This is a genomic window from Nocardia sp. NPDC060249 (assembly GCF_042728755.1).
Taxonomy (GTDB): Bacteria; Actinomycetota; Actinomycetes; order Mycobacteriales; family Mycobacteriaceae; genus Nocardia.
This window is the reverse complement of sequence record NZ_JBHXAQ010000002.1, coordinates 1,278,952-1,296,908: the sequence shown is the minus strand read 5'-3', so window position 1 is coordinate 1,296,908 and position 17,957 is coordinate 1,278,952. Positions and strand designations below refer to the sequence as shown.

20 protein-coding genes are annotated in these 17,957 nt (G+C 68.0%); 10 read left to right on the top strand and 10 right to left on the bottom strand.

Annotated elements, in window-relative coordinates:
* Window positions 1–15: 15 nt before the first annotated feature.
* The 5 genes from ACFWFP_RS13385 to ACFWFP_RS13365 are packed head-to-tail and all read right to left on the bottom strand — an operon-like array spanning window position 16 to window position 4,037.
* Window positions 16–1,254 (bottom strand): hypothetical protein, encoded by a 1,239-nt coding sequence (locus ACFWFP_RS13385; RefSeq protein WP_379295005.1) that lies wholly within the window; start codon window positions 1,252–1,254, stop codon window positions 16–18.
* A gap of 5 nt (window positions 1,255–1,259) precedes the next feature.
* Window positions 1,260–1,811, bottom strand: coding sequence for a nuclear transport factor 2 family protein (locus ACFWFP_RS13380; RefSeq protein WP_379295004.1), 552 nt, complete (start codon window positions 1,809–1,811; stop codon window positions 1,260–1,262).
* Complete coding sequence (locus ACFWFP_RS13375; RefSeq protein ID WP_379295003.1) at window positions 1,811–2,038, bottom strand: ferredoxin; 228 nt, start codon at window positions 2,036–2,038, stop codon at window positions 1,811–1,813. The genes ACFWFP_RS13380 and ACFWFP_RS13375 overlap by 1 nt, the downstream gene beginning before the upstream one ends.
* On the bottom strand, window positions 2,035–2,832 hold the full coding sequence (locus ACFWFP_RS13370) for an SDR family oxidoreductase (RefSeq protein WP_379295002.1): 798 nt from the start codon (window positions 2,830–2,832) through the stop codon (window positions 2,035–2,037). Before ACFWFP_RS13370 ends, ACFWFP_RS13375 begins: the two co-directional genes overlap by 4 nt.
* Window positions 2,832–4,037, bottom strand: coding sequence for a cytochrome P450 (locus ACFWFP_RS13365; protein ID WP_379295001.1), 1,206 nt, complete (start codon window positions 4,035–4,037; stop codon window positions 2,832–2,834). The genes ACFWFP_RS13370 and ACFWFP_RS13365 overlap by 1 nt, the downstream gene beginning before the upstream one ends.
* A gap of 233 nt (window positions 4,038–4,270) precedes the next feature.
* On the opposite strand from ACFWFP_RS13365, the gene ACFWFP_RS13360 reads away from it, so the two are divergent.
* Genes ACFWFP_RS13360 through ACFWFP_RS13320 form a run of 9 tightly spaced genes read left to right on the top strand, consistent with a single transcriptional unit; the run spans window position 4,271 to window position 12,764 of the window.
* Window positions 4,271–5,170 carry an MlaE family ABC transporter permease gene (locus ACFWFP_RS13360; protein ID WP_379295000.1) on the top strand — a complete coding sequence of 300 codons (900 nt, stop codon included), beginning with the start codon at window positions 4,271–4,273 and terminating at the stop codon, window positions 5,168–5,170.
* On the top strand, window positions 5,170–6,036 hold the full coding sequence (locus tag ACFWFP_RS13355) for an ABC transporter permease (protein WP_379294999.1): 867 nt from the start codon (window positions 5,170–5,172) through the stop codon (window positions 6,034–6,036). The genes ACFWFP_RS13360 and ACFWFP_RS13355 overlap by 1 nt, the downstream gene beginning before the upstream one ends.
* A 4-nt stretch (window positions 6,037–6,040) precedes the next feature.
* Window positions 6,041–7,084: a hypothetical protein gene (locus tag ACFWFP_RS13350; protein ID WP_379294998.1), complete on the top strand. Its 1,044-nt coding sequence runs from the start codon at window positions 6,041–6,043 to the stop codon at window positions 7,082–7,084.
* Entirely contained in the window at window positions 7,084–8,082 is a 999-nt protein-coding gene (locus ACFWFP_RS13345; RefSeq protein WP_379294997.1) for an MlaD family protein, read from the top strand. The genes ACFWFP_RS13350 and ACFWFP_RS13345 overlap by 1 nt, the downstream gene beginning before the upstream one ends.
* A 59-nt stretch (window positions 8,083–8,141) precedes the next feature.
* Entirely contained in the window at window positions 8,142–9,077 is a 936-nt protein-coding gene (locus tag ACFWFP_RS13340) for an MlaD family protein (protein ID WP_379294996.1), read from the top strand.
* A 32-nt stretch (window positions 9,078–9,109) separates the two neighbouring features.
* On the top strand, window positions 9,110–10,180 hold the full coding sequence (locus ACFWFP_RS13335) for an MlaD family protein (RefSeq protein WP_379294995.1): 1,071 nt from the start codon (window positions 9,110–9,112) through the stop codon (window positions 10,178–10,180).
* Window positions 10,177–11,211: an MlaD family protein gene (locus ACFWFP_RS13330; RefSeq protein WP_379294994.1), complete on the top strand. Its 1,035-nt coding sequence runs from the start codon at window positions 10,177–10,179 to the stop codon at window positions 11,209–11,211. Before ACFWFP_RS13335 ends, ACFWFP_RS13330 begins: the two co-directional genes overlap by 4 nt.
* On the top strand, window positions 11,208–12,164 hold the full coding sequence (locus ACFWFP_RS13325; RefSeq protein ID WP_379294993.1) for an MlaD family protein: 957 nt from the start codon (window positions 11,208–11,210) through the stop codon (window positions 12,162–12,164). Before ACFWFP_RS13330 ends, ACFWFP_RS13325 begins: the two co-directional genes overlap by 4 nt.
* A gap of 18 nt (window positions 12,165–12,182) precedes the next feature.
* The gene (locus ACFWFP_RS13320) at window positions 12,183–12,764 is read left to right on the top strand and encodes a hypothetical protein (protein WP_379294992.1); all 582 of its coding nucleotides are present in this window, start codon (window positions 12,183–12,185) and stop codon (window positions 12,762–12,764) included.
* On the opposite strand, the gene ACFWFP_RS13315 is transcribed toward ACFWFP_RS13320, so the two are convergent.
* Entirely contained in the window at window positions 12,765–12,911 is a 147-nt protein-coding gene (locus ACFWFP_RS13315; RefSeq protein ID WP_378630312.1) for a DUF1059 domain-containing protein, read from the bottom strand.
* Between the two features lie 88 nt (window positions 12,912–12,999).
* On the opposite strand from ACFWFP_RS13315, the gene ACFWFP_RS13310 reads away from it, so the two are divergent.
* Window positions 13,000–13,656, top strand: a complete 657-nt coding sequence (locus ACFWFP_RS13310; RefSeq protein ID WP_379294991.1) for a class I SAM-dependent methyltransferase — start codon at window positions 13,000–13,002, stop codon at window positions 13,654–13,656.
* Between the two features lie 6 nt (window positions 13,657–13,662).
* Here the strand turns inward: ACFWFP_RS13310 and ACFWFP_RS13305 are convergent, their stop codons facing one another.
* From ACFWFP_RS13305 to ACFWFP_RS13290, 4 genes are read right to left on the bottom strand one after another with little or no spacing between them, the layout of a single operon-like run.
* Window positions 13,663–14,685, bottom strand: a complete 1,023-nt coding sequence (locus tag ACFWFP_RS13305; protein WP_379294990.1) for a prenyltransferase — start codon at window positions 14,683–14,685, stop codon at window positions 13,663–13,665.
* Window positions 14,675–15,406 (bottom strand): class I SAM-dependent methyltransferase, encoded by a 732-nt coding sequence (locus tag ACFWFP_RS13300; RefSeq protein ID WP_379294989.1) that lies wholly within the window; start codon window positions 15,404–15,406, stop codon window positions 14,675–14,677. The genes ACFWFP_RS13305 and ACFWFP_RS13300 overlap by 11 nt, the downstream gene beginning before the upstream one ends.
* Before the next feature lie 37 nt (window positions 15,407–15,443).
* On the bottom strand, window positions 15,444–16,688 hold the full coding sequence (locus tag ACFWFP_RS13295; RefSeq protein ID WP_379294988.1) for a glycosyltransferase family 4 protein: 1,245 nt from the start codon (window positions 16,686–16,688) through the stop codon (window positions 15,444–15,446).
* Window positions 16,688–17,947 carry a cytochrome P450 gene (locus ACFWFP_RS13290; RefSeq protein WP_379294987.1) on the bottom strand — a complete coding sequence of 420 codons (1,260 nt, stop codon included), beginning with the start codon at window positions 17,945–17,947 and terminating at the stop codon, window positions 16,688–16,690. Before ACFWFP_RS13290 ends, ACFWFP_RS13295 begins: the two co-directional genes overlap by 1 nt.
* Window positions 17,948–17,957 lie beyond the last annotated feature (10 nt).

The window sequence follows — 17,957 nt, the reverse complement described above, 5'->3', positions numbered from 1 at the left end:
TCTGTAGACGATCTCTCACACGACGGTGAGCGGCAGGGGTTTGCCCCGGTCGGTGAAGGCGAAGCCCGCACCGGTGCTGAAGCGGGTCACCGCGACCTCGGACGCTTCCCGGAACGGTTGTTCGGCCAGGTCGATCTCGACGGTCCAGCCGTGCTGGTCGGTAGCGGCGACCCGGGCGACGAACCGAGGGTCGACCCCGCGAACAAGGGCATCGAGGGGGCGAAGGTCCTCGGGCGTCAGCATCGAGGGCCACGCCCCGTCGGTTCGCGCCCCGCTGGTATGCGGAAACCGCAGACGCACCCCGGATTCCACTACCGAGATGTCGATTCCCGTGTAGCCCAGCGGGTTCAGTGCCGGATGCACGCGCAAGACCCTGGCCAGCGCGTCCGGATCGCGGCCGAGGTTCAGGCAGTTGCGGATGCGCTCGGAGGTCAGTCCGGCGATTCCGGCGAACTGCTTGCGCCCGATCCCGAGGGCGGTCGCCGCATCGGCGCGTTCGCCGATGGCGACCATGAACCCGAGGATCAGCAGGTGCTGTTGCAGGCAGATCTCGTCGGCCATCCGCCGCAACGCGGCATGGGAGAAATCGGCGAACCGCAGATCGCTCAGCAGCGGCCCCGTGTAGTCGGCCCTGCCCTCCTCACCGGCGTCGATGTCGGCCAGCTCGAGCTGTGCGGCAACGGAGTTCGCGAGCAGTGCGGCATTGCGGGGGACCTCGGGCGGGACGTGTGCGGCATCGATGACGACCGTCCACGCGCACACCGGGGTCCGGTCGGCGGGCTTGCGCGGTGGGCGGTGCACGGGCCGCACCTGGGCGTGCGGATTGGTGGCCAGCGCCGTGGCGTCGAAGGTGGGGTCCTCGATGTCGTGGCACATCGCCACCACGAACTCCTCGCCCATCGGTTCCACATCGGCCAGTGCCCCACAGTGATCGAGCCAGAACTCGCCGTGGTGGTGGTCGTCGACCCGGAAACGGAAGTCCATGAACTGCGGCGGCGCGCCGATGTCGAGTTGCAGCCCTTTGAAGATGGTCTCGACGCTGTCGCCGGTGAAGCGCAGCGCGCGCTGCATCCGGCGGGTGTAGATCGGACTGGCCAGCTGCCACTCCTCGATCGCGACCGCGGTCATTCCCTCCCGGCCGAAGGCGGCGATGGTGTGCGCCATCCCGGACCGGTCGATGAGGTGACCGCACAGCAGCAGTTCGGGGACCAGCGCGGCCAGCTGGTCCCGGGACAGCTCCGCGTACCTGCTCATCGACGTCACCACAGGGAAGCGGGCGATTCGCCGATGGGGTACCAGCCGGGCAGCGGGTCACGCGAGACGGAGCGCTCGATGCGCTGGTGCATACCCGGCGACAGCGCGTTGTCGGTGATCATGTCGAGGAACATCGCGGAGACATTGCCGAAGTCGAAGAAGTCACGCTGCCAGGACCATTGGAAGTCGCCGCCGTAGCGGAACCAGCTGCCACCGATGCCCTCGGGGGAGTAGTGGCGGCCGTCGGCACGCGTGCCCTCGTTGATCTGCTTCCAGAAGCCGATGACCGTGCCACTGCGCTCGTCGACGACGAACTCCTGGTACGGGTAGGTCCAGCCCTCCAGGCCGAGCATCTCCTGGCCGAGGGCGTAGTCGCGGATCTCGTCGCGGCCGACGGCCATGAACTCCTGCTTGGGGCCGTAGTTCCAGCCGTAGGTGGCGTCGGCCGTGTACATCTCGGCGAGGGGCTTCCAGTCGCCCTTCTCCTCACATCGCTGGTTCTCCACGACCCAGCGCCGAACCATCTCGTCGAGTTCGGCCCGCTCGAAATTTGCCATCAGTCTGTGCCTTTCGCAGGGGAGTCGGATTCGCCACCGTCGGCGATCGACAGAGCTCGGGTGGGGCAGTAGCGGATCGCGGCCTCGACGGCCTTGTGCTCCGCGGCGTCGGGGGTGGCGTCGGTGATCTGGACCGGGCCGCGCTTGGGCACGGTGAAGACCGCGGGCGCCTCGTCCTGGCAGACGCCGTGTCCCTGGCACAGGTCGAGGTCGACCACGATTCTCATGACGCGCCTCCGTCCGGCGTCGGCCGCAGCGGCGCCTCGGGCTGGACCTCGACCAGCACCATGTGGGCACCTCGCGGCACCGAGACCACCGTCGCGACCGCGTCGGCGAGGTGGTGTGGTCGCAGCATGTAGGGGTGGCGGGCCAAGCCCCAGTCCTTCCAGTCCCGCAGTACCGGCCCCACGATCTCGGGAGTCGAATCCATGCCCATCCCGGTGAGGGTCGGACCGGGACGTACCAGCGAGGCGCGAATTCCGGTGCCCTCCAGTTCCATGCGCAACTGACCGACCATCGCCTCGAGCCCGTTCTTGGCGGCGCTGTAGGCGCCGGACCGCGGCCGCGGGTTGTCGGCGCAATCGGAGCTGATCACGACGAGATCGCCACGGCGCCGCGCGGTCATCCCGGGCAGTACCCGGTGGACGAGACGCTGCGCGCCGACGAGATGAACCTGCACCTGGAACAGGAAGCGTTCGGGGTCCATCTCCCCGACCAGGGAGAATTCGATATCGCCCGCGCCGGAGACGAGGATCTCGGTCGGGCCCAGCGTGCGCTCGGCGGCCGTCACGAACTCGTCCACGGAGCCGGCGTCGGTGACGTCGAGACGGTGGGCGTACGCCTCGCCGCCACCCGCGCGGATCTTGGCCGCGATCTCCTCGCACAGCTCGACCCGGCGCGCACCCAAGGTCACCGGATGGCCGAGCTCGGCGAGCGCGACGGCCGTCGCGGCACCGATACCGGAGGAGGCGCCGGCGATCAGCGCGGGTCTGCGGTCGGGATGGGGCTCGAATCGGGGCACTAGCTGACCTCTACTGTGATGGGGAGTTTGGCGAAGCCACGGACGTTGGTGGAGTGCACCCGTTCGATGCCGTCGGCGTCGACCTCGTATCCGGTGACACGCGAGGCGAATTCGCCGAGCACGATGGTGGCTTCGAGCCGGGCCAGGTGCGCGCCGAGGCAGAAGTGCACGCCCGCGCCGAAACTGGCGAGCGCGCTGCTGTCGTTGCGGTCGATCACGTAGCTGTCGCCGTCGTCGAAGGCGCTCGCATCACGATTGGCCGAGCCGATCAGCAGCAGCACCTTGGCGCCGGCCGGGATGGTGCCGCCGTGGTAGTCGAGGTCGACGGCCGCGGTGCGGGCCACGATCTGGCTGGAGGTGTCGTAGCGCAGCGTCTCCTCCACCCAGTCGCTGACCAGTTCCGGCTCGGCGACCACCTTGGCGTACTCCGCGGGACTGACCGCCGCCCAATAGAGGGCGTTGCCCAAAAGCTTTGTGGTGGTCTCGTTTCCGGCGACGACCATCAGGAACATGAAGCCGATGATCTCCTCGTCGGTGAGGGTGTCGTCGTCGATCTCGGCATCCAGCAGCGCCGAGGTGAGATCGTCGGCGGGCGCGGCGCGGCGCTGGGCGACCATGTCGGCGTAGTAGCCGAACAGTCGAATCGAGGCGTCGATCGCGTCGACGGGCACATCGAGGACACCCTCTTCGCGGTGCACCACGAGGTCGGCCAAGCGGCGGATTTCGGCGCGATCGGGTTCGGGCACACCCATCAGTTCGGAGATGACGTCCATCGGCACCTTGCCCGCGACCTCGTCGATCCAGTCGAAGCTGCCGCGCGCGAGGGCGGGCTCGAGATGCTCCAGGGTGATCTCGCGGATGCGGACTTCCATCTCGGCGACGCGTTTGGGCGTGAATCCCTTGAACACGAGCCTGCGCATCCGCATATGCCGTGGATCGTCCATCGCCAGGAACGACATCACCCGATGCGCGTGCGGACCCCAGGCCGCGGGATCGAGGGAGACGCCATTGGCGCTGGAGAGCCGGTTGCTGTCCCGGAAAGCCGCGATCACATCGGAATGCCGGGAAAGCGCCCAGAAATCGAGATCGGGATTGTGATAAAGCGGCGCCTCGGTGCGCAGGCGGTGGTAAGTCGGATACGGGTCATCGTGGAATCCGTAGTCGTACGGGTCGAAAGTCAGGGGTTCCACAGCGGCGCTCGTCATCGTGAATACCCCGGTTTCGATAGGTCGTCGCCGCCGGGTGCTGGGGTCGATCGCACCGAAGGAGACAGGTAGCTGGACATGTGTCTGGACGGTACCATCGACACAAGTTCAGCACAACGCTTTCCGGGCCGAAGGAGGGCTTCGACCGGCCGAAGTCGGCAGTTTTCAAGGCTGGTCAGAAATCTGGACCAGTGTCTGGAATGTGGTCCAAATCATATGGTACGGTCACCGCCATGGCAGGGGTAGACGGCGAAGTCGCACCGGCTCGGGCCGGGGCGACGGACACGGGCGACCCGGAGGTACCGGAGGCGGAACAGGCGAGTGCGGCCCGGATAATTCGGCGCAACTTCTCCGATACCGTCCTTTCGAGCGTGGCAACACTCGGCCGGGCATTGCGGATGGGCGCCGGTGCCATCTATCTCGGGGCGAACGACGCCATTCGCGGGCGATTCCAGATCCACGAAACTCTCGCGCAGGCCTGGTTTCTGATCAGAGTCACCGCGGTGCCGAGCATTTTGATGGCCATTCCGTTCGGTGTCATCGTTTCCGCCCAGGTCGGCAATATCGTGTCCGAACTCGGCGCCGATTCGATGATCGGTGCCGCGGGTGGTCTCGGCGTCATCAAACAGGGCGCGCCGATGGCCACCGCGATGCTGCTCGGCGGCGCCGGCGCCGCCGCGATCGCCGCCGACCTGGGGGCCCGAACCATCCGGGAAGAAGTCGACGCCCTCCGGGTGATGGGCATCGACCCGGTGCAACGCCTGGTGGTGCCGCGCATCGCGGCCATGATGCTGGTCGCGCCACTGCTCAATGTCTTGATCATCTTCGTCGGCGTCAGCTCGGGGTTCGTGGTCGCGGTATCGGCGTTGAACGTCACCCCGGGCAGCTACTGGCAGTCCTTCGGTTCCTTCACCACCTCCGTCGACGTGTGGGTCTCGCTGGTCAAGGCGTTGCTCTTCGGCTTCCTGGTCGTCGTGATCGCCTGTCAGCGCGGGTTGGAGGCCAAGGGCGGACCGCGCGGTGTCGCCGACGGGGTCAACGCGGCCGTGGTGATGTCGATCGCCGCGGCCGTTGTGCTGAACACCGTGATCACCCAGGTGGTCACCATGTTCTTCCCGGTGAGGATGGCCTGATGAGCGCCGCTCCGTACTACCCCGCCGGGCTGCGCTGGGTGGGCAGACTCCGGCGCCGCCGCATCCGTCCGCTCGCTCCGATCGAGTCGATCGGCTTCGTGATCGGCTTCGGCTGGCAGGTGCTCTCGTCGGTGCCCTACACGCTCGTGCACTACCGGCGCCAGACGGTCACGATGGTGACGGACATGACGTGGGGTCGCGGTTCGGTGATCATCGGCGGCGGCGTGGTGCCCCTGATGCTGTTGCTCGGCGCGGCCATGGGCGCGTCCATCGGCATCGAGGCGTTCAGCGCGCTGAACCTGTTGTCGCTGGGTCAGCTCAGCGGTCTGATCTCGGCCTTCGGCGTGACCCGTGAGCTCGCGCCGATCGCGGCCGGGATCGGCTTCGCGGCCCAGGCCGGGTGCCGGATGACCGCCGAGATCGGTTCGATGCGCATCTCCGAGGAGATCGACGCACTGGAATCACTCGGGATCCGGTCGGTGCCCTTCGTGGTCACCACCCGGGTCATCGCCGGGATCTTCGCCGTCGCACCGGCATTCGTGGTCGCGCTGATTCTGAGCTACGCCTCCTGCGCCTTCATCGTGACGACCATCCACGGCACACCGACCGGAACCTACAACCACTACTTCGATCAGTTCGTGGTCGGCTGGGACGTGTTCGCCGCGACCGTCAAGGTGATGGTGTTCGCCATCGCCGTCGTGCTGATCCACTGCTATCAGGGCTATTTCGCCACGGGCGGCCCCGAAGGCGTCGGCATCGGTTCCGGGCGCGCCATTCGGGCGAGCCTGGTGGCGATCATCGCGCTCGACATGGTCGCCACCATCGCACTGTGGGGATTCCAATCCCCCGTCACGTTCACCGGGTGATGCCATGCCTGCCTATGCCCTGCCCGGAACCGAAGTCGGGCCGCTGCGCGCCCGGATCCTCGGCACGCTCGCCATCGCGCTCGCGCTACTGGCCGCGCTGGTCTGGCAGGTTGTGCCCGACAGCGTGCCCGCCGACCAGATCCGGGTCGCCCTGCTGGTCGGCGAGGTCGGCGAGGGCGTGGGGGAGGGCACCGATGTCCGGCTCGACGGCGTTCGGGTCGGCTCGGTCGACACGATCGACTTCGCCGGCCGGAGCACGCAGCGAATCGAGTTGACGCTGAGTGGGTCTCAGCTGTTCGGCCTGACCGACGCGCTGGCGGTCGATTACGCGCCGGGAAACCTGTTCGGCATCAGCGCCATCGAGCTGCACTCGACGGTGGGCGGCGCCGAGCTGGTCGACGGTTCGACCGTCGACCTGACCGGTCGCGACGCTGCTCGGGTACACGACGCCACGCTCTCCGCCTTGCTGAAGTCGACGGGACAGCTCACCGACGAGGTGCTGACACCGCAACTCGTCGAACTGCTCGGTACCGTCTCCCGCGACCTGACGGCGTTCGCGCCGCTGCTGGAAGCCATCGGCACGACCGCCCGCTCCTATGCCGAGACCAGGCAGCTACCGCCCTCGGTGCTGTTCGAACAGTTCGGTTCGGCGCTGACCGGTCTGCCGCCAATGCTCACCGGCGGCCTGACGCTGCTGAACGCGGAGTACACGAACAAGTACCTGGCGGTCCCGGATCAGCTCCAACGGTTCGGCCGGATGTTCGAGGGCGTCCAGTACCAATTGCTGCCGACGGTCACCCGCCTGTTCAGCACCTCGCAGCAGTATTTCGGGGAGATCTTGCCCATGCTCAGTCTTGTCCTCGACCGCCTCGCCGCCTCGGTCAGCACCCCGGAGCGTTCGGCGCAGCAGCTGAGCGAGCTGCTCGCCCGGCTCGACACCGCCTTCCAGGACACCCCCGAGGGCACGGTTCTCCGGGCCGAGGTCGCGCTCGACGGTGTGCCCGCTCTGGCGGCGCCGCTGGCCGCGATGTTCGGGGGTGGGCGCTGATGACGACGCGTGCCCTGCTGATCCGGGTAGCCACTGCGGTCGCGCTGATGGCCCTGGTGCTGGTCGGCGTCCTGCGGGTGATCGAGCGACCCGTAGACGGCGAAACCGACACCTACACAGCGCTGTTCACCGACGCGAACGGGCTGCGCGACGGTGACGACGTGCGCCTCTACGGGGTGCAGGTCGGCAAGGTGCAGGCTGTCGAGCTCGACGGCGTGCTCGCGCGCGTGCGCTTCACCGTGGCGCGGGACCGGACGCTGTTCACCAACTCCAGAATCGCCATCCGCTACCAGAACCTCACGGGTTTCCGCTATTTGGGCGTCGAACAACCCGACCAGCCGACGGGCCGACGTGATCCGGCGTCGGTTTTCGGCATCGCGGAGACGGTGCCGGACTTCGACATCACCCGGCTGTTCAAGGGTTTGCAGCCGGTGCTGGCCGAACTCTCACCCGAGGATCTCAACCAGTTCGCAACCAGCATCCTCGCGGTGATCCAGGGCGACGGAACTGGTCTCGGGCAGGCGCTGGGCGCCATCGACAAGCTCAGCCGCTTCGCCTCCGACCGTCAGGTGGTCCTGTCGACTCTGGCGCGCAACCTCGCCGAGGTCGCCGATCATCTCGACGGAAAGTCGGGCAACGCCATCACGCTGCTGACCAATCTGACCAACCTGTTCATGGCCATCACCGCGAAACTGCCCGGGCTGGTGGACTTCTCGATCGGCATTCCCGGGGTGCTGAAGCCGCTGCGCAGCATGCTCACCGTCTTCGGGGTCACCGGGGAGCCCAACAGCGATCTCGACGCCGCGCTCACCAGAGCCTTCCCCGATCCGTACGAGGCGGTGGCCGCGTTCGAGAGCCTGCCCGGCCTCATCCAGTCGATGACGCGGGCGATTCCGCAGACCGGGCCCGACCTCACCTGCTCGCACGGTGACGCCACCGCACCGCAACCGCTACAAGTGCTCATCGCCGGACAGGGGATCGTGCTGTGTCACCGATAACGCGCCGACGCGCCACCAGCGATCCCCGGGCGGGTGAGTTGCGCTGGGGGATAGCGGGAATGTGCGCCGCAGTCCTGCTCCTGGTCGCGATCGGCCTCATCTCTGTGACCGGAACCGCGTCGCAGAGAACCTATTCCGCCGACCTGGCCGAGGCGGGTTCGGTCCGCGTCGGCGACGATGTACGGCTCGCCGGGATACCCGTCGGGAAGGTGACGTCGCTGGACCTGCTGCCCGACCGGGTCAGGATGAGGTTCACCGTGGCCACCGAGGCGTTCATCGGCGATCAGACCACCCTCGATATCCGGATGCTGACCTTTGTCGGCGGCTACTACGTGGCGGTGCTGCCCGCGGGTACGCGACCGCTGGGTGATGCGGTGGTACCCGCCCAGCGAGTGATCGTGCCCTACAACCTGACCCGGGCGTTCCAGGACGCGGTGGAGCCGGTGCGCCGCATCGACGGTGCGGTCTTTCGGCGCGATCTCGCCGCGCTGTCCACCGCGATCGACAAGAGCCCGGACGCGGTGCGGTCGGCCGTGCGCGCCGCCGGTGATGTGGTCGCGATCCTGGACGAGCAGAACGCGGACATCTCGCGCACCCTGTCCATCGCCGACGAGTACCTCAGCGCGCTGCGGGCCAACGCCGATGTGCTGGCGAACCTGATCATCACTCTGGGCACGCTCGAGCAGATCATCCAAACCAACAAGGTGGTGGTCGCGGATTCCCTGATCGATTTGGCGGTCGTGCTGAAACAGGTCACGCCGCTCGGGCGGGCGTGGGACGCCTCGATCGAGCAGCGGGTGGCCCCGCTCGCCGAGGCCGTCCCCGCGCTCGAAGAGCTCGGCACGCGCCTCGGCGTCCTGTTCGATTCCGTCCGCGCACTGGAGGAGCGGTTGCTCCCGCTGCTCCCACCGGGCGGCGGGGTGAGTGTCGACCAGTCCGGGGCGACGATCCAGCTGCCCGCCGTCTGCGTGCCACTGCCGGGGGGCGGCTGTTGATATCGAAACAGCTACTCGGATCGCGTGGACTGATGTCGGTCGCGGTGGTTCTGACTCTCGTCCTCGCCGGTGCACTGGGCCTGCGACTGAGTACACCGAATCCGCCGATGCGGGCCTACTGCGCCGCGATGCCCGACAGCATCGGACTCTACGAAGGCAGCGCCGTCACGGTGCTGGGGGTGCAGGTAGGGCGGGTCACCGGCATCAGCGTCGACGGAGCCTCGGCGCGCGTCGAATTCACCGTCCGTGCCGACCGTAAGCTGCCGCTCGAGGTCGGAGCGGTGACAGTCAGCGACACGTTGATCGCCGACCGCCGGCTCGCTCTCATCGGCAACGAACCCGTCGGGCCGGGGTGGAATTCGAGCGGGTGCATCACCAAAACCCTGACGCCCAAGAGCCTCACACAGACCTTCGACGCCCTCGCCGGTCTGGCCGACCAGCTCAACGGCGCGGGCGATCCGGCGCAGCGGACCGCCCTCGGCGCCGGGATCACGGCCCTCGAACGCGCCACCGCGGGGACGGGCGAGCAGATCAACGACGTCATCGTGGCGCTGAGCCGGGCACTGGCCGCACCCGATGCGGCGATCGGGCACCTCGGGCAGTTGCTCGACGCGCTCACCGAGCTCGCGCACCGCGCACGCGGCGGCTGGTCGCATGTGGAGACGACGGTGACCGGGTTGCCGCAGACCTTCAACGACATCGTCACCATCGCCTTTCCGCCGGTCATCGCGATCGTCGCCACTCTCGCCGATCTGCTGCCCCAGCTCAACGACGTGATCATGATGTTCGGCTCACCCGGACTGCGCGCACTGGACGCGGTGCCCGATCTGTCGCGGATGATCGCGGCGGGGGTCGGCTCGCTGGCCGACGTGATCGCGATGGCGCCTGCCGTCGCCGGTGGCTTCGCCGGTGCCGTCGACCCGGCCACCGGCACGCTGACCATCGGCTATGCGCCGCCGAAACTCGCACTTGCCCAGCAGGACTCGGACCGGATCTGCGCGGCCGTGCAGGTCGTCACCGGGCAGCCGTGCCTGCCTTCGGACAGCGGCGTGATGACGATTCCCGCGATGCCCGTCCTGCTGGGAGCGGTGAGCGCCCGATGAAACGTGTCGCCCTGTTCGCCCTCACGGTGCTGCTCGCCGCCACCGGTTGCGGATTCCAGCCTGCCGATCTGCCCGTGCCGGGAGCCGATGTCGGCGGACCCACCTATCCGCTGCGGATCGAGTTCGCCGACGTTCTCAATCTCCCGCAGGGCGCCAAGGTGATCGCGGCGGGTGTCCGCGTCGGCGGGCTCACCGGGGTCACCCTGGTCGACCCCGTCCCCGGCACGGCGGAGCGGGCCGCCGTGCCCGGGTACGCCGTCGTCGATGTCGAGATCCAGCGGTCGGTCCGGCTCCCGGTCGGCACCACCGCCGAACTGCGCCAGGAGACGCCGCTGGGCGACGTCCACATCGCCCTGAGCGAACCCGCCGACACGACCGCGGGCGAGCTGACGGCGGGCGCGACCATCCCGCTCGCCGACACCACCCAGTCGCCGCCGATCGAGGACATCCTGGCTGGCCTGTCCACCTTCATCGGCAGCGGCGCGGTGACCGATTTCCAGGACATCGTGCGCACGACGAACGGGATATTCCCCGCCGACCCGCGCGAAACAGCCCGGATCGCAGACATTCTCGGCGCCGACATCACCGACCTCGGCGACCACCTGAACTCGCTCGACGCCCTGCTCGACGGCATGGAAGCCACCGTCGAAGACGGGATGCGGCACAACCTGCCGATTCTCGACGAGTTGCTCACCCCCTACGGCGTCCAACACACCACCGATGCGGTGAACACCCAGATCAGCGTCATCTTCGTGCTGACCGCGCTCGGCCCGGTCGCGCCGAGCGTCCAGTGGCTCGGCCCGCTGCTGTCCTCCCTGGACGACACCACCCGCGCCGTGGTCCCCATGCTGCTCGGTAGTCACCCCCTCGACACCGACTCGCCCTCGAACATGAAGGCGCTCCTCGACCTGATCAACACCGACCTGGTCCCGTTCGCGCAACACGGACCCGAGGTCGACCTGACGATCACGCCCGGCGAACACACGGCCAGGATCGTCGACTCCCTGCGAATGATCGGTCTGGTGCGATGAATCTTCGTGCGACAGTGTCACTCTCGGCGATCATGGCGGTGCTGATCTTCGGAGTCGGGTACATGTCGCTGGGTGTGCTGCGGTTCGATCCGCGAATCAGCTACCGCACCGCGGATCTGCGGCTGGCGCACTCGGGCGGGCTGGCGCCGAACTCGCCGGTTCTGCTCTCCGGGGTCCAGGTCGGGCGCACCGAGTCGGTGCGCAAACAGGCCGACGGTGTGCTCGTCCGGTTGCGGATCGACAGTCGCTACCGCGTCCCGGTGTCCAGCGATGTCCGCATCGAGCAGTTGTCGGCGCTGGGCGAGCCCTACATCGCCTTCGCGCCGGAATCGGGGGCAGGCCCGTATCTCGAGGACGGCCAGGTCGTCGCGGCGGATCGAGTCCACCTGCCGACGACCATCACCGCGCTCTCGGCCCGGCTGGTCGAGCTGCTCGACCAGATCCGCCCCGAGACGATCGCGAACCTGGTTGACACCTTCGATCGCGCGCTCACCGGAACCGACGCCGCGATGGCGACCCTGCAGCGGTCCTCGACGCTGCTCGCGGCGACGCTGCTCAGCCGCACCGAAGCGATGCGGCAGCTGTTCGCCGATATCCAAGCCCTCGGCGGCGACATGGCGTGGCTCGGACCCTCCCTCGCCACGGCGGGCCCGCTGTTCGGCGAGTTCGGCGTCACGCTGAACGCGATCGTCGAGTCCGGTGCGGAGCTGGTGGAAAGCCGCCCGGTCGAGGACTACTTCACCGGCGACGGCCTTGTCCCCTTCCTCGACAACCTCACCGCCCTGATCAACGAGATCGGCCCGAGCATCGCCCCGCTGGGACAGCTTCTCGGCCCGGTGGTCACCGACGCGGTGCATCGGACGCCGACCATCGACATCAGCACCCTGATCGACCAAGCACTGCAGAACGTGGACGCCGACGGCACCGTGCATTTCCGCCTCGGCGTCAAATAGCCGGACAAAGGACTGACCATGAGTACAGCGACCGAAGCAGCAGCCACCGCGACCACCCCAGTCGGCGAACAGGCGCCGCGCACCGTCTCCGTCCGGCTCTCGACCGTCCTGGTCACCGGCACGATCGGGCTGCTCGTCGCCGCGGTCGTCACGTTCGCGACGCTGTATTTCTCGGCGCGGGCGACGCTCGCCGAGCGCGACGCGCGCGCGGCCGACACCGAGCGCGTCGAACAGATCGCGACCAGCTACGGGGTCGGCGCGTCCACGATCGACTACCGCGATGTGCCTGCCTGGTTCGCCCGGCTCGAGACCGGCACCACCGCGCAGCTGGCCGCCAAATTCGACGCCACCGCACCGCAATTGGAGCAGATCCTGCTCCCGCTGCAGTGGACGTCGAAGGCGACCCCGCTCTCGGCGGAGGTGATCTCGGAGGCCGGTGGCATATATAAAGTCAACGCCTACCTCGACGTGGTCTCCACCAGTGCCCAGACACCCGAGGGAACACGAACCACCGTCACCTATTCGCTCACCGTCGACCGGAACTCGGACTGGCAGATCACCGAGGTGGGTGGCCTGCAGAACGCCCTGCCGACGAAATGATCAGTAGGCGATGAAGAGGATTTCGTCCGGGGTGTAGTCGTGGCCGGGGTGGTTCGCGGCCAGGTGCTCCTGGGTCTGCTTGATCAGGTCGGCCTCGTCGGTGCCGCGAATGCTGACGCCGCAGGGGCAGTTGAGACGAGTCTTCATCGGTGTTCTCCTTGGGTTCCGGCTATCCGAGCAGGTTTCCGGACAGTAGTCCGGATTGTATTCCAGGTCATGTGCTAGCGTCACCCGCATGGGAGCTGTAGACGAGATCTCCGCCGGTACCAGCGACCTGTTCGCCCTCGCCGAACAGACGGTCGGATTCATGCCGCCGGAGGAGGGACAGGCGCTCTACACGGCCGCCCGCGCGTACGCGGGTGACGGAATCATCATGGAGATCGGCACCTACTGCGGCAAGTCGACCGTCTATCTCGGTGCCGCGGCCCGCGAAACCGGTGCCACTGTCTGCACCGTCGACCACCACCGTGGCTCCGAGGAACACCAGCCGGGCTGGGAGTACCACGACACCAGCATGATCGACCCGCAGACCGGCGTCTTCGACACCGTGACCCCGTTCCGGCGCACCATGATTCGCGCGGGTCTCACCGACACGGTGACCGCGATCATCGGCTCGTCGAGCGCCGCCGCCCGCATCTGGCGTGCCCCGCTGCGCATGCTGTTCATCGACGGCGGCCACACCGAGGAAGCCGCCCAGCGTGACTACGACAACTGGGTGCACTGGGTGGCCGGCGGCGGGCTGCTCGCCATTCACGACGTCTTCCCCGATCCCGCCGACGGTGGTCGCGCGCCGTTCAACATCTATCGACGCGCGATCGACAGCGGCAAGTTCCGCGAGCTCTCGGTCACCGGTTCGCTGCGCATCCTGCAGCGAACCGCCGCGTGTAACTGAGCCGGATCACCGCGGGAGTGCGTCGCGGAAGATGCCGTTGCCCGCGGTGGTGCGGCTGAGGGCGTCGGCGGCGAGCACGACCGCCGCCCCGGTCCAGGTGGTGCGCTCCTCGGGCCAGCGCTTGCCATCGGTAAAAACCAGTCCGGTCCAATAGGAGCCGTCCGATTCGCGCAGATGCTGCATTGCCGCGAACAGTGTGTTCGCGGCGGCGGTGTCGCCGATGGCATCGAGGGCGAGCACCAGTTCGCAGGTCTCGGCCCCGGTGACCCACGGTGCGTCGGACACGCAGCGGATGCCGAGTTCGGCGACCACGAATTCGTTCCAGTGCCGCGCTATCCGGTCCGCGGCCGCCGCACCGCGCACCGCGCCGCCGAGGATCGGGTAGTACCAGTCCATGGAGTAGCGGCTCTTGTCCAGGAACGCTTCCGGATGATGGCGCAGGGCGTTGCCGAGGCGGCGGCGAGCCACCGCCCAGTCCGGTCGCGGGTCGCCCACCCGCTCGGCGAGGGTCACCGCGCAGCCGAGACTGTGGAAGATGCTGGAGCAGCCGGTCAGCAGAGCTTCTCCCGACGACCCGGATTCGCCGGCCGACCAATGGATCTCGCCGTGTGTGCCCCGGGGCAGCCCGAGGACGAAGTCGATCCCGGCGCGGACCGTCGGCCACATCTCCGCGGCGAACCCGGTGTCACCGGTGAGCGTGAGGGCGTGCAGGACACCGGTGGCCAGATAGGCGCAGAAATTGGTGTCGGAGTCGTGGTTCTCGATCACGCCCGCGCGCACCTGCATGGGCCACGACCCATCGGAGCGCTGCGATTTCGCCGACCAGATGTAGGCCTCACGGGCCACGTCCCACAGCCCGCCCACGGTGAGCGCCATCGCGGACTCGATGTGATCCCACGGATCGGTGTGGCCGCCGCTGAACCAGGGGATCGCACCGTCGGGTTCCTGTGTGGCGGCGATGGATTCGGCGGTCCGGCGGATGTCCCGCGCGGAGACGACCCCGGCAACGGCGGGTAGCTCAACGGGCATCGCTGCGCACCGCCGGTTTCGTGAAATAGAGTGCGACCGACTTGCCGACCAGCGGATTCAGCACCCGTTCGGCCGTGCGCGTGACAGCGGGCGCCGACATCATGTCCCACACCAGCATGCGGTGATAGGCACTCACCAGCGGATGCTTGTCATTGCGCACGCCGACAGCGCATTTGAGCCACCAGAAGGGTGCGTGCAGAGCGTGCGCGAAGTCCTGGTGGTGGTAGCGCAGACCGCGCGCGGTGATCTTGTCGCGCAGCTCGTCGGCGCGATAGATGCGGACGTGACCGCCCTCGTTGGCGTGGTACTCGTCCGAGAGCGCCCAGCAGATGCGTTCGGGCAACCAGCGCGGCACCGTCACCGCCAGTGCGCCACCGGGTTTGACCACGCGCGCCAGTTCGGCGATCGCCCGCGTGTCCTGGGGGACGTGCTCGAGGATCTCCGAGGCGATGACCACGTCGAATTCGTCGTTGCCATAGGGCAGGTCGAGCGCGTCGCCGCGCACGGTCTCGGCTTTGGCGTATTCCGGCGCCTCGCCCGCCGCGGCCATGGTTTCGAACATGGTGTCGACATCGGCCAGGTCGGCGGCGTTCTGGTCGAATGCGACGACGTCGGCTCCGCGGCGGTAGGCCTCGAAGGAATGTCTGCCCGCGCCGCAACCGATGTCGATCACCCGTGATCCGGGGCCGACGCCCAAGCGGTCGAAATCGACGGTCAACATGAGGCCTCCAGGTGCTGCGCGGGGTCGGGCGGTGTCGTCATCGGGCGGTGCCCGGCGGGGTGGGGCGGTGGCGGGTGATCGCCTGGTCATAGATCGCGACCGTCTGTGCGGCGACGGCCGACCAGCTGAACAGCTCGAGCACGCGGACACGACCCGCCGCGCCGAGGCGCTCGCGGCGGTCGGGATCGTCGAGCAGTTCGCCGAGTACCCGGGTCAGCGCGTCCACGTCGCCTGGTTCGACCAGCTCGGCGCACTCGCCGACGACCTCGGGCAGCGCGCCCGCCCGGCTGGCGACCAGCGGTGTCGCGCTGGCCATCGCCTCGACGGCGGGCAGCGAAAACCCCTCGTACATCGACGGAATGCAGGCGATCTCGGCCGAGGCGAGCAACGCGGCCAGCTGTTCGTCGCTCATGCCGCTGACCGGGGTGACGATATCGGCGATACCGAGTTCGGCGATCAGCTTCTCGGTGGGGCCGTTCGGTTCCAGCTTCGCGACCAGCCGGAGCTCGACATCGCCGGTATGGCGCAACCGGGCCACGGCACGCAGCAGGTGCGCGATGCCCTTGAGCGGCTTGTCGGCGCTGGCGACCGCGACGATCCGCCCGCGCACACGCGGCGTCTCGCGGGGCCGGAACAGGTCGGTGTCCACGCCGAGGGGGACGGTGTGCAACTGTCCCGGCCGCACACCGAAGTCTTGCGCGATATCGGCGGCCGACGACGAGGACACCGTGATCAGGTCCGGAATCTGCTGTGCCACTCGCTGTTGCATCCCGAGGAAGCCGTACCATCGCCGCACGAACAGCTTGCGCCGCCACGGGGTCGCGGCCAGATCGACCGCGCGGTCGCGCGTGATCGGATGATGGACGGTCGCCACCAGCGGCAACGTCTCGGCGATGGCGAGCAGGCCGTAGCCGAGGCACTGATTGTCGTGCACCACATCGAATTCGGTGGCGCGGCCGGCCAGGAGCTTGGCCACGCGCAGGCTGAACGTGCGAGGTTCGGGGAACCCGGCCGTCCACATGGTGGCGAGCTCGAGCAGGTCGACACGGTCCCGGATCTCCCGGGGATGCGGTGTGCGGAACGGGTCCTCGTCGCGATACAGGTCCAGGCTCGGTACCTCGGTGAGGCGCACCCTCGGGTCGAGATCCTCGGGATAGGGCTGGCCGGAGAACACCTCGACCTGGTGACCGAGATCGACGAGCCCCTGACTCAGATACCGGACATAGACACCCTGCCCGCCGCAATGCGCCTTGCTCCGATATGACAGCAATGCGATCCGCATCAGTGCACCGTTCCCGACTCGTAGCTGACCTGCCAATGTTTGATGCCGTTGATCCAACCCGACCGCAGCCGCTGTGGCTCCGAAATCTGGGACAGATCGGGCATCACGTCGGCGATGGCGTTGAAGATCAGCTCGATCTCGAGCCGGGCCAGGTTCGCGCCGACACAGAAGTGCGCGCCGGTGCCACCGAACCCCAGATGCGGATTCGGGTCGCGCGAGATGTCGAAGCGGAACGGGCTCTCGAAGGCCTCCTCGTCGAAATTGGCTGAGCTGTAGAACAATCCGACGCGCTGACCGGCGCGGATGAGCTGCCCGCCGAGCTCGGTGTCAGCGGTCGCGGTGCGCTGGAAGACCGTCACCGGCGTCGCCCAGCGCACGATCTCGTCGGGTGCGGTCCGTGGCCGCTGCTGTTTGTACAGTTCCCACTGATCCGGATGGTCGATGAACGCCTTCATCCCGTGGGTGATGGCGTTGCGGGTGGTCTCGTTGCCCGCCACCGCGAGCAGGATCACGAAGAACCCGAACTCGTCGGAGCCGAGTGCCTCCCCGTCGAGATCGGCGTGCACGAGCCTGCTGACGATGTCGTCGGCGGGATCGACGCGGCGCTGCTCGGCCATGTTCCAGGCGTAGCCGAGGATCTCCATCGCCGCGGTGGACGAGGCGTCGGTGGTCGTGGCGTCGCCGTACTCCGGGTCGTCGTAGTTGAGCATCTGATTCGACCAGTCGAACAGCTTGCGGCGGTCCTGCTGGGGGACGCCGACGAGTTCGGCGATGGCTTGCAGCGGAAGCTCGCACGCCACCTGTTCGACGAAGTCACCGCCGCCGGCCGCGCGCGCCGCGGCCACGATCGCCCCCGCCCGTTCGGTCAATGCCGCGCGCAACCCCTCGACCGCGCGCGGTGTGAACCCTTTGGCGATGATGCGACGGATCTTGGTGTGCTTGGGCGGGTCCATGTTCAGCAGCAGCGCGCCGGTGAGTTCGATCTGCTCGGGTGTCACCTCGCCGGGCAGCCGGATGACCGAGCCTTTCCGCTCGGAGGAGAACAGCTCCGGATTGCGCGAAACCTCCTTGATGTCCTCGTGTTTGGTGATCACCCAGTAGCCGCCGTCGCGGAAGCCGCCCGACTGCGCGTCGGTCTGGGCGTTCCACCACACCGGTGCGGTCCGGCGGAGCTCGGCGAATTCCTGAACGGGGTTGCGGGATTCCCACAGGGCCGGATCGGTGAAATCGAATCCGGCGGGGATGGATGTCGCGGACACAGTGACCTCC